General features: G+C 65.0%; 13 protein-coding genes. 9 read left to right on the top strand and 4 right to left on the bottom strand.

Annotation, left to right across the window (positions count from 1 at the left end; genetic code table 11):
- Positions 1–4 precede the first annotated feature (4 nt).
- From APH25_RS20880 to APH25_RS20845, 8 genes are all read left to right on the top strand, one after another.
- Positions 5–1,447 carry an alginate O-acetyltransferase gene (locus tag APH25_RS20880; protein WP_060483237.1) on the top strand — a complete coding sequence of 481 codons (1,443 nt, stop codon included), beginning with the start codon at positions 5–7 and terminating at the stop codon, positions 1,445–1,447.
- Between the two features lie 7 nt (positions 1,448–1,454).
- Positions 1,455–2,546 (top strand): mannuronate-specific alginate lyase, encoded by a 1,092-nt coding sequence (locus APH25_RS20875; RefSeq protein ID WP_060483236.1) that lies wholly within the window; start codon positions 1,455–1,457, stop codon positions 2,544–2,546.
- Positions 2,547–2,667: 121 nt separating this feature from the next.
- The gene (locus tag APH25_RS20870; protein ID WP_060483235.1) at positions 2,668–4,128 is read left to right on the top strand and encodes an MBOAT family protein; all 1,461 of its coding nucleotides are present in this window, start codon (positions 2,668–2,670) and stop codon (positions 4,126–4,128) included.
- 10 nt (positions 4,129–4,138) lie between these two features.
- On the top strand, positions 4,139–5,296 hold the full coding sequence (locus APH25_RS20865) for an alginate O-acetyltransferase (RefSeq protein WP_060483234.1): 1,158 nt from the start codon (positions 4,139–4,141) through the stop codon (positions 5,294–5,296).
- A 17-nt stretch (positions 5,297–5,313) separates the two neighbouring features.
- Positions 5,314–5,961 (top strand): alginate O-acetyltransferase AlgF, encoded by a 648-nt coding sequence (locus tag APH25_RS20860; RefSeq protein WP_028635243.1) that lies wholly within the window; start codon positions 5,314–5,316, stop codon positions 5,959–5,961.
- Positions 5,962–5,997: 36 nt separating this feature from the next.
- Positions 5,998–7,440 carry a mannose-1-phosphate guanylyltransferase/mannose-6-phosphate isomerase gene (locus APH25_RS20855; protein ID WP_028635244.1) on the top strand — a complete coding sequence of 481 codons (1,443 nt, stop codon included), beginning with the start codon at positions 5,998–6,000 and terminating at the stop codon, positions 7,438–7,440.
- Positions 7,441–7,572: 132 nt separating this feature from the next.
- Positions 7,573–8,037 carry a hypothetical protein gene (locus APH25_RS20850; RefSeq protein ID WP_060483233.1) on the top strand — a complete coding sequence of 155 codons (465 nt, stop codon included), beginning with the start codon at positions 7,573–7,575 and terminating at the stop codon, positions 8,035–8,037.
- Positions 8,038–8,061: 24 nt separating this feature from the next.
- Positions 8,062–8,874, top strand: coding sequence for an SDR family oxidoreductase (locus APH25_RS20845; RefSeq protein WP_060483232.1), 813 nt, complete (start codon positions 8,062–8,064; stop codon positions 8,872–8,874).
- A 45-nt stretch (positions 8,875–8,919) separates the two neighbouring features.
- On the opposite strand, the gene APH25_RS20840 is transcribed toward APH25_RS20845, so the two are convergent.
- The 4 genes from APH25_RS20840 to APH25_RS20825 form a co-directional block, all read right to left on the bottom strand.
- Positions 8,920–10,356 carry an efflux transporter outer membrane subunit gene (locus APH25_RS20840; RefSeq protein WP_060483231.1) on the bottom strand — a complete coding sequence of 479 codons (1,437 nt, stop codon included), beginning with the start codon at positions 10,354–10,356 and terminating at the stop codon, positions 8,920–8,922.
- A complete protein-coding gene (locus APH25_RS20835) occupies positions 10,353–11,414 on the bottom strand; it encodes an HlyD family secretion protein (protein ID WP_060483230.1) in 1,062 nt (353 codons plus the stop codon). Before APH25_RS20835 ends, APH25_RS20840 begins: the two co-directional genes overlap by 4 nt.
- Positions 11,415–11,442: 28 nt before the next feature.
- The gene (locus tag APH25_RS20830) at positions 11,443–12,984 is read right to left on the bottom strand and encodes an MFS transporter (protein ID WP_060483229.1); all 1,542 of its coding nucleotides are present in this window, start codon (positions 12,982–12,984) and stop codon (positions 11,443–11,445) included.
- Between the two features lie 114 nt (positions 12,985–13,098).
- Positions 13,099–14,004 carry a LysR family transcriptional regulator gene (locus tag APH25_RS20825; protein ID WP_060483228.1) on the bottom strand — a complete coding sequence of 302 codons (906 nt, stop codon included), beginning with the start codon at positions 14,002–14,004 and terminating at the stop codon, positions 13,099–13,101.
- A 169-nt stretch (positions 14,005–14,173) separates the two neighbouring features.
- On the opposite strand from APH25_RS20825, the gene APH25_RS20820 reads away from it, so the two are divergent.
- Entirely contained in the window at positions 14,174–14,623 is a 450-nt protein-coding gene (locus tag APH25_RS20820) for a universal stress protein (RefSeq protein WP_060483227.1), read from the top strand.
- Positions 14,624–14,656 lie beyond the last annotated feature (33 nt).

The following is a 14,656-nucleotide window of genomic DNA, read 5'->3' as shown; positions in this document are numbered from 1 at the left end:
GACCATGACCGCACACCCCCTCAAACTGCTGGGCGTTACCTGCGCCCTTCTGGCCATCAGCCAGGGCGCGCGCGCCGACCAGGTGAAGGCCCCCACCTTCACCGCCGAGCCGTGCTGCCAGCTGTGCCCCGAAGCGCACGATGCCAGCCGCTACACCACCCGCTACCAGCAGAACTTCACCACGCTGGTGCAGGCCAAAGGGGACTGGCTGTTCCGTACCCGGGAAGACCTGCGCACCGAATTCGGCACCACACCGGCCGGCTACAAGCGCCTGCAGCAGGTGCACGACGCCTTCAAGAAGCGCGGTGTCGAGCTGGTGGTGGTGTACCAGCCTACCCGTGGCCTGGTGAACCGCAACATGCTCGAACCGGCTGAAAAAGCCGCCTTCAACTACCCAAAGGCATTGGCCAACTACCAGGCCATGCTCAAGCGCTTTGCCGGCATGGGCTACAACGTGCCCGACCTGTCGCCCCTGACCAACGAGCAACTGGCCGCTGCCGACCAGGGCAAGGACTTCTACTTCCGCGGCGACCAGCACTGGACCCCTTACGGCGCCGAGCGCGCCGCGCGAATCGTGGCCGACACGGTGCACAAGATGCCGGCGTTCGAGGGCATCCCGCGCAAGGAATTCGAAACCACCCAGTCTGGGCGCATGGGCAAGACCGGCACCCTGCATAACGTGGCCGGGCAGCTGTGCGGCACCAGCTACGCCGTGCAGTACATGGACCAGTTCAGCACCGAGCCCAAGGGTGCGAGCGGCGATGGCGACGACCTGTTCGGCGACCAAGGCAACGCCCAGATCACCTTGGTGGGCACCAGCCACAGCGGCAAGAACTACAACTTTGCCGGCTTTCTGGAGCAGTACATCGGTGCCGACGTGCTGAACGTCGCCTTCCCCGGCGGCGGCCTTGAAGGCTCGATGATCCAGTACCTGGGCAGCGAAGAATTCCGGAAGAACCCGCCGAAGATCCTGGTGTGGGAGTTCTCGCCGCTGTACCGCCTGGACCAGGAGACCATCTGGCGGCAGATCCTCGGCCTGCTCGACGATGGCTGTGACGACCGCCCCGCGCTGATGAGCGCCAGCACTGCGCTTAAGCCTGGCCAGAACCAACTGATGGTCAATGGCAAAGGTGGCGTGATCAAGCCCTTGGTCAACCGCAACCTGCAGATGGACGTGAAGTTCGAAGACCCGTCGGTGAAGGTGCTGCAAGCCACCCTGTGGTACCTCAACGGCCGGCACGAAGACCTCAAGCTGGAAAAGCCGGAAACCTCCGATACCGACGGCCGCTTCGTGTTCCAGATGCGCGAAGACGAGGACTGGGCCGATCAAAGCCTGTTGGCCTTCGAGGTACAGGGGCCGGAAAAAGGCACCCAGAACGTCGAGGCCAAGCTCTGCAAACGCAACAACTTCGCCGGGCCTGCGCACACCGCGCAAGCCGGCCAGTGAGGCGACCATGACCCATTACACGAACATCTTGCGCCCCGCCCTGCTCGCCCTGGCCCTTTGCGGCAGTGCCGCACAGGCCGCCCTGGTACCGCCGCAGGGGTACTACGAAGGCATCGAAAAGCTCAAGACCGGCGACAGCAAGTTCCGCTGTGAAGCTGCGCCCAAACCCTATACCGGCGCGCTGCAATTTCGCAGCAAGTACGAGGGCTCGGACAAGGCGCGGGCCACCCTCAACCTCGACTCCGAACACGCCTTCCGCACCTCGACCGAAGCCATCACCACCCTTGAAAAAGGCGTGAGCAAGATGGTCACCCAGTACATGCGTGACGGCCGCCCGGCGCAGCTCGATTGCGCGTTGACCTGGCTGGGCACCTGGGCCCGGGCCGATGCGCTGATGTCCACCCAGTACAACCACACCGGCAAGTCGATGCGCAAATGGGCGCTGGGCAGCATGAGCGGCTCCTGGCTGCGCTTGAAGTTCTCCCGCTCGCAACCGCTGGCGGCCCACCAGGCCGAGGCCGAACTGATCGAAAAGTGGTTCGCCCGCCTGGCCGAGCAGACCGTGCGCGACTGGAGCAACCTGCCCTTGCAGAAGATCAACAACCACAGTTACTGGGCCGCCTGGTCGGTGATGGCCACTGCCGTGGCCACCGACCGCCGCGACCTGTTCGACTGGGCCGTGAAGGAATACAAGGTGGGCGCCAACCAGGTCGACGAGCAGGGCTTCCTGCCCAATGAAATCAAACGCAGGCAGCGCGCCCTGGCCTACCACAACTACGCCCTGCCGCCGCTGGCGCTGATCGCAAGTTTCGCCCAGGCCAACGGCGTGGACCTGCGCAGCGAGAACAACTTCGCCCTGCAGCGCCTGGGCGAAGGCGTGCTGGCCGGCGCCCGCGACCCGCGCCATTTCGCCGAACGGGCAGGCGAGAAACAGGACATGAAGGACCTGAAAGTGGACACCAAGTACGCCTGGCTCGAACCCTGGTGTGCGCTGTACCACTGCGTAGGCGACACCCTGCAGCGCAAGCACGGCATGCAGCCGTTCAACAGCTTCCGCATGGGTGGCGACATGACCCGGGTGTATGACCCGAAAAACTGACGCAAGCCCGTAGGCGCGGGTAAACGCGCGCCTACGGAAAGTCTAGGTAGCCCACCGCGTCTGCGTGGGGGGTTTGGGGGGCGTTTGCCCTGAATGCTGTGAGCCAATTAGGAGAGCCGGGATGGTCTTCTCGTCCAACGTGTTCCTGTTCCTGTTCTTGCCGATCTTCCTCGGCCTGTACTACTTGAGCGGGCAGCGCTATCGCAACCTGCTGCTGCTGGTCGCCAGCTACATCTTCTACGCCTGGTGGCGGGTGGACTTCCTGGCCCTGTTCGCCGGCGTCACGCTGTGGAATTACTGGATCGGCCTGAAGGTCGGTGCAGCCGGCGTGCGTACCAAGCCGGCACAGCGCTGGCTGCTGCTGGGCGTGGGCGTGGACCTGGCAATACTGGGCTACTTCAAGTACGCCAACTTCGGCGTCGACAGCCTCAACGCCATCGTCACCTCGTTCGGCCTGGAGCCGTTCATCCTCACCCACGTGCTGCTGCCGATCGGTATCTCGTTCTACATCTTCGAGTCCATCAGCTACATCATCGACGTGTACCGCGGCGACACCCCGGCCACCCGCAACCTGATCGACTTCGCGGCGTTCGTGGCGATCTTCCCGCACCTGATCGCCGGCCCCGTGCTGCGCTTCAAGGACCTGGTGGAGCAGTTCAACAACCGCACCCACACCCTGGACAAGTTCTCCGAAGGCTGCACCCGCTTCATGCAGGGCTTCATCAAGAAGGTGTTCATCGCCGACACCCTGGCCGTGATCGCCGACCACTGCTTCGCCCTGCAGGCACCCACCACCGGTGACGCCTGGCTGGGGGCACTGGCCTACACCGCGCAGTTGTACTTCGACTTCAGTGGCTACAGCGACATGGCCATCGGCCTTGGCCTGATGATGGGCTTCCGCTTCATGGAGAACTTCAAGCAGCCGTACATCAGCCAGTCGATCACCGAGTTCTGGCGCCGCTGGCACATCAGCCTGTCGACCTGGCTGCGCGACTACCTGTACATCACCCTGGGTGGCAACCGCAAAGGCACCTTCAACACCTACCGCAACCTGTTCCTGACCATGCTGCTGGGTGGCCTGTGGCACGGCGCCAACTTCACCTACATCCTCTGGGGTGCCTGGCACGGCATGTGGCTGGCGATCGAACGCGCGCTGGGCATCGACACCAACCCGCAGCGTTTCAACCCGGTCAAATGGGCATTCACCTTCCTGCTGGTGGTGGTCGGCTGGGTGATCTTCCGCGCCGAAAACCTGCACGTGGCCGGCCGCATGTATGGCGCCATGTTCAGCTTCGGCGACTGGCAGCTGTCGGAGCTCAACCGCGCCCAGCTGACCGGCCTGCAGGTGGCCACCCTGGTGATTGCCTACCTCACCCTGGCGTGGTTCGGCCTGCGCGACTTCTATCGCACGGCCACCCCGGCAGCGGCCCTGCCCACCCCGGCGCAGGTCAACGCCGACGGTTCGGTGGGCGTGGACGTGACGCGAGTACTGACCCGTGTGCTGGTGCTGCTGTTGTTCGCCGCCTCGGTCCTCAAGCTTTCGGCGCAGAGCTACTCGCCGTTCCTGTACTTCCAGTTCTGAGGGGCCTCACATGACCCGCACATTACGCATCACCTATTCCCTGTCGTTCCTCGGTCTGCTGGTAGGCATGGGGGTGTGGTCCCTTGGTGGCCTGCAGGGATTCCAGCGCACGGCGCCGATGACCCTGCTGGATGGCAAGCTGGCCAAGGCCGCCGAGACGCACTACGACGCGCAGTTCCCGATCAAGCGCCTGGGCACCAACCTGTGGGCGGCCATGGATTTAAAACTGTTCAACGAGGGCCGCCCCGGTGTGGTGTTGGGGCGCGACCAGTGGCTGTACAGCGACGAGGAATTCAAGCCCGCCGCCGGCGCCGAGCAACGGATGCAGGACAACCTGGCGCTGATCCGTGGCGTGCGCGATACCCTGCAACAGCAGGGCAGCCAGCTGGTATTGGCGATCGTACCGGCCAAGGCGCGGGTGTATGACGAGTACCTGGGCAAGCAACGCCCGGCCAGCCTGCACGAGGACCTGTACAACCGCTTCCATGCCAGGGCGCGCCAGGCCGGGGTGTTTGCCCCAGACCTGATGGCGCCGCTGGAACAAGCCAAGGCCCGCGGCCAGGTGTTCCTGCGTACCGACACCCACTGGACACCGATGGGCGCCGAGACCGCAGCCCAGGCCCTGGCCGAAGCGGTCGGCCGCCAGCACCTGCTCGAAGGCGAGCAACAGGCCTTCGTGACCGAAGCCGGCCCCACCGCCCCGTACAAGGGCGACCTGACCCATTTCCTGCCGCTGGACCCGCTGTTCAGCAACCTGCTGCCGGCACCCGACACCCTGCAACAGCGCACCACGCGCCCGGCGCAGGCCGAAACGCAGGGCGATGACGCGCTGTTCGCCGACACCCGCATTCCGGTGGCCCTGGTGGGCACCAGCTACAGCGCCAACCCGCACTGGAATTTCCTGGGGGCACTGCAGCAGGCGCTGCGCAGCGACGTGGCCAACTACGCCGAAGACGGCCACGGGCCGCTGGTGCCGATGCTCAAGTACCTGCAAAGCGACGCGTTGCGCAATGCCCCGCCGCAAGTGGTGGTGTGGGAATTCCCCGAGCGTTACCTGCCGATGAAAACCGACCTCAGCCGCTTCGATCCGCAATGGATCGCGCAGCTGAAGAACACCCGCAAGTCCGAAGCAAACCTGGCCATGTCGTCCACCCGGACGCACCCCTGATAGAGAGGAAACCGCACATGACTCCTAAAACTTCCATTGCCAAGGCCCTCACCCTCGCAGCCGGCCTGTCCCTGGCATCACTGCAGGCCTTCGCCGGCGCCGACGCCGCCCTCTACGGGCCGAGCGCGCCAAAAGGCTCCACCTTCGTGCGCCTGTTCAACGCCGCCAGCGCACCGGCTGCCGCCAGCGTCGGCAATACCCAGATCAAGCAGGTGGGTGCCCAGGCCAGCAGCGACTTCAGCTTCCTGCCAGGCGGTGACTACACCGCCCAGGTCGGCGGCAAGCAGGTGCCGGTGCAACTGGCCTCCGACAAGTACTACACCCTGGTCAACAGCGGTACCGGCAACCCGCAGCTGGTGGAGGAGCCGCCGTTCAAGAACAAGCAGAAGGCCCTGGTACGCGTGCAAAACCTGAGCGACCAGTCACTCACCCTGAAAACCGCCGACGGCAAGACCGAAGTGGTCAAGCCGGTGGCCGCCCACGGCCGTGGCGAACGGGAAATCAACCCGGTCAAGGTCAACCTGGCGCTGTACCAGGGCAGCAAGAAAGTGGGTGACGTGAAACCCGTCGCCCTGGAGCGCGGCGAAGCGGCCGTGCTGTACGTCACCGGTTCCGGCAGCGCGCTGTCGCCGGTCTGGGTCACCCGCCCGGTATCGGGCAACTGATTTCAACTACCCCTCGATGACTAGTGGAGAAACACGATGATCCCGGTAATTCTTTCTGGTGGTAGCGGTTCGCGCCTGTGGCCCCTGTCGCGCAAGCAGTTCCCCAAGCAGTTTCTGGCCCTGACCGGCGAGCACACCCTGTTCCAGCAAACCATCGAACGGCTGGTGTTCGAAGGCATGGATGCGCCCATTGTGGTCTGCAACAAGGACCACACCTTCATCGTGCAGGAGCAACTGGCCGCGCTGTCGCTGCAGACCCAGGGCATCCTGCTGGAGCCATTCGGGCGCAACACCGCCCCAGCCGTGGCCATGACCGCCATGAAGCTGGTGAATGAAGGCCGTGACGAGCTGATGCTGGTACTGCCAGCCGACCATGTGATCGATGACCAGAAGGCCCTGCAACGCGCGCTGGCCCTGGCCACGGTAGCTGCCGAACGTGGCGAGATGGTGCTGTTCGGGGTGCCGGCGACCAAGCCTGAAACCGGCTATGGCTACATCCGTTCCAGCCAGGATGCCTTGTTGCCCGAAGGGGTGGCGCGGGTGGCCCAGTTCGTGGAAAAGCCCGATGAAAAGCGCGCTGCCGAGTTCGTCCAGGCCGGTGGCTACTTCTGGAACAGCGGCATGTTCCTGTTCCGTGCCAGCCGCTTCATCGAAGAACTGAAAAAGCACGACCCCGATATCTACGACACCTGCATGCTGGCCCTGGAACGCAGCCAGGCCGATGGCGACACGCTGAGCATCGATGAAGCCACCTTCGCCTGCTGCCCGGACAACTCCATCGACTATGCGGTGATGGAGAAAACCCGGCGCGCCTGCGTGGTGCCGATGTCGGCCGGTTGGAGCGACGTGGGTTGCTGGTCGTCGCTGTGGGATGTGCACGACAAGGACGACAACGGCAACGTCACCAAGGGCGACGTGATGGTGCAGGACAGCCACAACTGCATGATCCACGGCAATGGCAAGCTGGTGTCGGTGATCGGCCTGGAGAACATCGTGGTGGTCGAGACCAAGGACGCCATGATGATCGCCCACAAGGACAAGGTTCAGGGCGTGAAGCAGATGGTCAAGTCGCTGGACGAGCAGGGCCGCAGCGAAACCCAGAACCACCTGGAAGTCTATCGCCCGTGGGGCTCGTACGATTCGGTAGACATGGGCGGCCGCTTCCAGGTCAAGCACATCACCGTGAAGCCGGGCGCCAGCCTGTCGTTGCAGATGCACCACCACCGTGCGGAACACTGGATCGTGGTGTCCGGCACCGCCGAGGTCACCTGTGACGAGAAGGTATTCCTGCTGACTGAGAACCAGTCCACCTACATCCCGATCGCCTCGGTACACCGCCTGCGCAACCCCGGCAAGATCCCGCTGGAAATCATCGAGGTGCAATCGGGCAGCTACCTGGGCGAGGACGATATCGAGCGTTTCGAGGACGTGTATGGGCGTACCTCGGTGGCGGCAGAGGGCGCGACCGGCCTGGGTTGATGAGGCCGGTGTAGGCGCCGGCTTGCCAGCGATGGGCTCGAACGGGTCAAGGCAGTGACTGCCGCCGTTTTGAGCCCATTCCCATTTCACGCTACGATGCTCAGACCCCGCGCAACTCAGGTCTGCATCCCCATGATCATCGGCGCCCTGCTCATCCTTACCTGGCTGGTACTGCTGCTGCGCTACCCGGCCAAGGCATTGCCGATCTCCCTGGCGGCCATTGGTGGGCTGGGGCTGGTGGCACTGTTCGTCATCTGGCAGGACAGCCGCGAGGCGTCGCAACTGGCGCGGTTAGACCTGCGGCTGGTCCATGCACCTGCCCAATGCCCGGCCGATCGCCCATTGCAGGTCACAATCCGCAACGACAACGCGGTGCCGCTCACCGAACTGCGCTGGCGGGTGGCCGCCTATGCGCCGGGCGACACCGTCAACCTTGCCGAAAACACCTACAACGCACCGCGCTACCGTGGCCCTGGCGAACTGCAGGCGGGTGCCCAATGGAGCGACTGCCTGCCACTGCCCCCACTGCGCGCAGGCTACCGTGCGCAAACCCTGGAATTCCGCGCCGAGCACCTGCAAGGCACCTTCGCCAACTAACCGACCCTGACCTAAGGCTCTGCCATGCCCACCGTTCTGATCACCGGTTGTTCCAGCGGCATCGGCCGCGCCCTGGCCGACGCCTTCCGCGATGCCGGCCATGAAGTGTGGGCCACCGCCCGTAAACCTGAAGACGTTGAACGCCTGGCCGCTGCAGGTTTTACTGCCAGGCCGCTGGACGTCAACGACCCGCAGGCACTGACCCGGCTGGCCGAGGAGCTGCCCACCCTCGATATCCTGATCAACAACGCAGGCTACGGCGCCATGGGGCCCCTGCTCGATGGTGGGGTAGACGCCATGCAGCGCCAGTTCCAGACCAATGTGTTCGCCCTGGTGGGGGTAACCCGCGCGTTGTTCCCGTTGCTGCGCCGGTCCAGAGGCCTGGTGGTGAATATCGGCAGTGTGTCGGGTGTGCTGGTGACGCCGTTCGCCGGGGCTTACTGCGCCTCCAAGGCCGCTGTGCATGCACTGACCGACGCCCTGCGGCTGGAGCTGGCGCCGTTCGGCGTTCGGGTGATGGAGGTGCAGCCCGGTGCCATCGCGTCGCAGTTTGCCAGCCATGCGCAACACGAGGCTGAGCAGTTGCTGGCACCGACGTCGCCCTGGTGGCCGTTACGTGAGCAGATCCAGGCCAGGGCCCGTGCTTCCCAGGACAGGCCCACCCCTGCGGCGAGCTTTGCCCAGGGTGTGTTGGCGGCAACGCGGCGCTCGCCCGTGCCGGTGCTGGTCAGGCTCGGCAATGGCAGCACCGCCCTGCCGCTATTGGCGCGAGTGCTGCCGCGGCGGCTGCTGGACTGGGTGTTGCGCAAACGGTTTGGGTTGTTGCGCGGGCTTTGAGGCAGGACGTGGTTTGTACGGTGGTGCGCAGATCGACACCAAGGTTCAACCCTGCTCAAACCCCTGCCACCCACCGCCCAGCGCCTTGTACAACCCCACCAGGGCCTGGGAAACTGCCGCCGAACTGTCGATCAGTTGCTCTTCACTGGTCAGCAAGGCGCCCTGCACGGTCAGTACATTGAGAAAGTCCACCGCACCTTCCACGTACTGGCGCTGGGCCGTTTCCAGGGCGATACGGTTCTGGCGCACGGCTTCTGCCAGGTGATCGCGGCGCAGCTGGCTGGCGTTGTACAGCCGCAGCACGTCGTCGATCTCGTGCCACGCGCCCAGCACCACCTTGCGGTAGTTCAACGCCGCCTCCTGCTGCTGCGCCTCGCGCAGCGCCAGGGTGCCCTTGAGCCGGCCCCCTTCGAAAATCGGCAACGACAACTGCGGCCCAAACGCGAAGCGGCGCGAATCCCAGGCGCCGAAATCGGCCAGTTGCATGGCCTGGAAGCCGACATTGCCCGACAGCCGAATGCTGGGGTAGAAGTCGGCCTTGGCCACGCCAATGCTGGCCGTGGCCGCATGCAAGCGGGCTTCGGCCCGGCGAATGTCGGGCCGGCGCTGGGCCAGTTCGGACGGTAGACCGATAGCAAAGCGCTGTTGCGGTGCAGGCAGGTCGGCGCCCTGCTGCAGTTGGGCCTGCAGGCTGCGCGGCGGTTCGGCGGCGAGCAGGCTCAGGGCGTTGATCAGGTCGTCACGCCGAGCTTCCAGCGTGGGCAGGCGTGCTTCGATGGACGCCACCTGGGCACTGGCCTGGGCCACGTCCAAGCGGGTGGCGACGCCTTCGGCCTGGCGGTCTTCAGACAGCTTCAGGCTATGCCGGGCGACCTTGAGGTTGTCCTGCGTCACAGCAAGGGTGTGCTGCACGGCGCGCAACTGGATATAGTCCCCGGCGGTTTCCGAGAGCAATGCCAGCAACACGGCGCGGCGATCGTTTTCAGCCACCTGCACCGAGGCATCCGCCGCCTCTACTTGCCGTCGCACACGGCCCCACAGGTCAAGCTCCCACCCGGCCACCAGGTCACCCTGCCACAGGCTGAACGCCTGCTTGCCGGCCTTGCCCGAGGGGTCATTCAGGCCCTCCGCACTGTTGCGGGCGCGGCTGTAACCGGCGTTGGCCTCCACTGTCGGCGCTTCGTCGGCCGCCACGGTGCTGCGCATCGCCCGGCTTTGCAGCAGGCGCGCACTGGCCATCTGCAGGTCGAGGTTGCGCTCGGCAACCCGCTGGATCAGCGCGGTGAGCTGCGCATCGTGAAAGGTTTCCCACCACCGGGTTTCCAGGGGCTCAGGTTGCGGCTGGCTGGCCGCAGCCTGGCCCTGGATACCGGCCCACTGCTGCGGGGCCTGGCTGTCGGGCCGCTGGAAATCCGGGCCCAGGGTACAGCCGGCCATGCACAGGGCCAGCAGCAACGGGCTCAAGCGTAATGCCGGCTTCATCGTGCACTGACCTCGCTGCCCTGCAGTGTTTGCGCCTGGGTATCAATGGTGGCCTCCACCGACATGCCAACCCGCAGGCGGCTCAGCAGGGGTTGCCCGTCATCGAACACGATTTTCACCGGGATGCGCTGCACCACCTTGGTGAAGTTACCCGTGGCGTTGTCTGGTTTGACGGCGGCGAAGGTGACGCCCGTTGCCGGGGCGATGCTTTGCACGTGGCCGTGCAGTTGCTCACCGGCGAAGGTGTCGACGCTGACAGTCACCGGCTGGCCGGGCTGCACGTGGGTCAGCTGGGTTTCCTGGAAGTTGCCGACCACATAGGCCTGCTGCAACGGCACCACCGAAAGCAGCCGCGCCCCGGGCGTTACATAGGCACCCACGCGCAAGGCGCGCTCACCCACCATGCCGTCCACCGGTGCAGTGATGCGGGTGTACGACAAATCCAGCTGGGCTTTCTCCAGGCCCGCTTCGGCACGTTTGAGCTGGCCATCGGCACTGGCCACCTGGGCGGTGAGGATGTCCACCTGCTTGCGGGTAGCCACCAGCGCCGCCTGAGCATTGGCCAGACGGGCCCGGGCCTGGTCCACCCGGCTGCGGGCTTGCTGGGCGTTCTGCACGGTGCCGGCGCCCTGCTCGGCCAGCCGGCCGTAGCGGCGCACTTCATGGTCGGCAAAGCTCACTTCGGCCTGGGCCGCCTTTACCGCCGCTTCGGCCTGGGCGATCAGTGCCCCCTGCCGGTCAAGGGTGGCGCGGGCGTCGGCGCTTTGTGCCTGGGCCACCAGCAACTGCGCCTGGGCAGCATCCAGGGCGGCCTGGTAGTCACGGGCGTCGATGGTCGCCAGCAACTGCCCAGCCTTGACCTGCTGGTTGTCCTCCACCAATACCTCCTTGATGAAGCCGGCGACCTTGGGCGCGACCACGGTGTAGTCGGCGATCACATAGGCATCGTTGGTGCTCTGCCGGTGGTCACTGCCAAACAGCCAGGGGCCAACGAGGGCGGCCAGCACGGCCACGGCCAGCACCGAGCCAATGAACAGGGTTTTGCGGTTTTGGGTCATTTCAGCGTTACTCGAAGTCATCCAGGGGTCAGGCCACCGCACGCGGCGGGTAGACCCGGGTAGGCACGAAAGGAATCAGGCAGATCAGGGCAACGGCGACACCCGCCATGACCAGGTAGAGGTCGGCGGAGGTCAGTACTGCGGCTTGTTCGTGAATGCGTGCAGCCAGGCCAGGGGTGTTGCCGTCTACCAACGCGGCATTGCCCAGGCTGTCGACCAGGTGATTGGAATGGAAATGCCGGCGCACGGTACCCAGCCCGTCCAGCAGGCCGCCCGCGATGGCGGCGGACAGGCCCTTGACGGTGTTGAACCAGGCGGATGCAAACGGCCCGTCCTGCGGGCTCATGCCCGTGGTGGACAGCATCAGCAGGGGCAGCACGGCCATGGGCTGGCCAAACACCTGCAGCAGGTAGAACGGGTAGAAGTCGCCCCGTATCCACTGTGAGGTCAGCAGGCTGCTGCCAATGCACGAGCAGCACAGCATGGCCAGCCCACAAGCCAGCACCCACCGGCAATCCACCGCGCGGATGTTGCACAGTGCGGCGGTAAGCGGCAGCGCGATCAGCTGGGGCATGGCCACCAACAGCATCAACGGGCTGGTCTGCGCGGGCCGATACCCTTGCACCTGCGCCAGGTAGGCGGACGGGATGCTGCCTACGCCCGAGAGCACTACCAGCACGCCACACAGTGTCAGCAAGGCAAAACTCAGGTTGCGCCGCGACAACATGCGCAACTGGAAGAACGGCAGGGGCTCGGACCACTCGTTGAACAGGAACAGCACCAGCAGCAACACGCCCCCGCCCAGCAGCCAGCAGATCAGCGGCGAGTCGAACCAGCCCCAGCGGTCGCCCAGCGAGAGCCCCAGCACGATACTGCTGATGGCCGGCAGGCCGAGCAGCACACCGCGCCAGTCGAACTGCTTGAAGCGTTCAAGGCGCAACGGGTCCTGCGGCAGGCCCCAGGCCACACAGGCACCCGCCAGCAGTGACGGCACAATGATCTGCCAGAACGCCCATTGCCAGCCGACGTACTCGGTCCACAGGCCCGCCAGCGGCGTGCCCAGGTTGGGGCCGAACGTTGCTGTCAGGGCATAACAGGCCAGCCCATACACCTTGATGCCTGGGGGCAGAAAGCGCAGGGCCACGCTCATCAGCATCGGCGGCAAGGCACCGGAGGCAAAGCCCTGCAGCACCCGCAGCAGCATCAGGCTGTGCAGGTTGGGGGCAAATGGCTGCAGCAGGCCCAGCACTGCGAACACTGCGATGGCGCAGAGAGTGAAGCGCCGCAGGGAGAAGGTGGTAGCCAGCCACGGCGCGAAGGCCATGGCCGACACCGAGGCGGCGCTGTACGCCGCCAGCAGCCAGGCGCCTTCGTCGGCACCAATACCCATGGCCCCGCGGATATCGGCCAGGGAAATCTTGGTCACCGATTCATTCAGGCCCGCACACAGCACGGCCAGCAACACGCCAAACAGCCCAACCACCACCCGCAGGCCGAAGGGGCTCGGCACCGGTACGGCCGGCGCGGGTGCGGCGGCGGTTCCGGTAGAAGGGGCAGAAAAGGCATTCATTAACAGAAATCTCCAGCAACATATTTGCGACTGGAGCAATTTTAAGAAGGTCGAATGATGACGAAAACTGAATTGTCAGCAGGTTTATATTGCGTCAAACGCAATCGACGACTTTCACGGGTCGCTGATACCGCAGGCTTTCATGGTCTGGCGTAGCCAGCGGTGGGCGGGGTCGTTGTCAAAGCGCGGGTGCCAGGCCTGCATCACGGTGACGGTTTCCAGCGGCACCGGGATCTCAAAAGACCGCAACGGCAGTTTCAGGCGCTGCACGCTGTTCAGGATGTTGGCGGGTATGGGCAGGATCAGGTCCGAGTCCGGCAGCGAGAACATCGCGGAATGGAAGCTGGTGGTAATCAGTGCCACTTGCCGTTCCACGCGGTGGTTGGCCAAGGCCACATCGATTGGCCCGTTGGCGCGGCCCCGCCGGGACACGCTGATCTGCGGGAACGCGGCAAAGCGTTCGGGGGTAATGGGGCCGTCGAAGATGGGGTGGTCGGTACGGGCCAGCCCCACGAAGTACGTATTGAACAGGCTCTGCACCTTGATCTCCGGGCCCAGTTCCACGGACGAGCTGACGATCAGGTCGATCTGCCCGTTGCGCAGCATGGCATCGTCATCGCCACTGCCCTCCGGCACGAAGCGCAGCACGGTGTGGGGCGCCTCGGCCAGCATCATGCGCAGCAGCTTGGCCCCGTAGAGGGCAATGAACAGGTCGTTGGTGCGGATGTTGAAGGCCCGGTGCAGGTTGGCCAGGTCCACGCCTTCGCGGCTGCGGAACACCTGGCCGGCCTGCTCGACCAGGCCGTGCACCTGGTCACGCAGGGCCAGTGCGCGTGGGGTGGGGACCAGGCCGCGACCGGCGCGCACCAGTATCGGGTCGCCCAGCGCCTCCCGGATGCGCCCCAGGGTGCGGCTCATGGCAGCGGGGCTCAGGTTCATGCGCTGCGCGGCGCCCACCACGCTGCCCTCGTCGAGCAGCACATCGAGGGCGACCAGCAGGTTCATGTCCGGGAGTTGCATGGGGGTGGTTTCCGTCGCGCTATTTCGATGGGGCGATGGTAGCAGGTTGCCCGATTGCGTCTGGTGCAATGCGCTCGTGCGCGGTGGGGTATTTATCCACAGGGTGGGTTGGGCGAAGAATGGTGGCTCGAAGACAGCCCCTTTCGCCTGGCCGACTCAAGGAAACACGATGCCCTGCCCTGTCCTTATTGCCATTGACGCCTCCCCCGCCTCCCACGCGCTGGTTACCCTGGCCAGGCGGTATTGCCAACCTGGGGAACACCGCCTGCATGTGCTGCTGGCCATTGATGCCACCTTTGCGGTGCATGATGTGCCTGGGCCTTATACGCCTGAGGAAATGCAGGAGTACCCTGCGGCTTGCGAGGAGCAGCAGCATGCGGATCAGGCTGTGGGGGCGGCTGTGGATGATCTGCAGCGGGCGGGGTTTGAGTGCCAGGGGCACATGATGGCTGGGCTGCCGGCTGAGGTGATTGTGGGGAAGGCGCGGGCGCTGGGGTGTGAGTTGATCATCATGGGGCACCGGCATCTGTCGCGGCTGGGGCGGTTGTTGGACCCTTCGGTGAGCGGGAAGGTGATTGATGGGGTGCAGGTGCCGGTGTTGGTGGCGCCGGCGGGGTGAGGCTATTCCAAATAACCACACAACGTAATAGAA

Origin of the sequence: Pseudomonas sp. NBRC 111119, from assembly GCF_001320125.1 — a bacterium.
Classification (GTDB): domain Bacteria; phylum Pseudomonadota; class Gammaproteobacteria; order Pseudomonadales; family Pseudomonadaceae; genus Aquipseudomonas; species Aquipseudomonas parafulva.
Note: the sequence above shows the minus strand (reverse complement) of the source record. Positions and strands in the feature narration are given on the sequence as shown.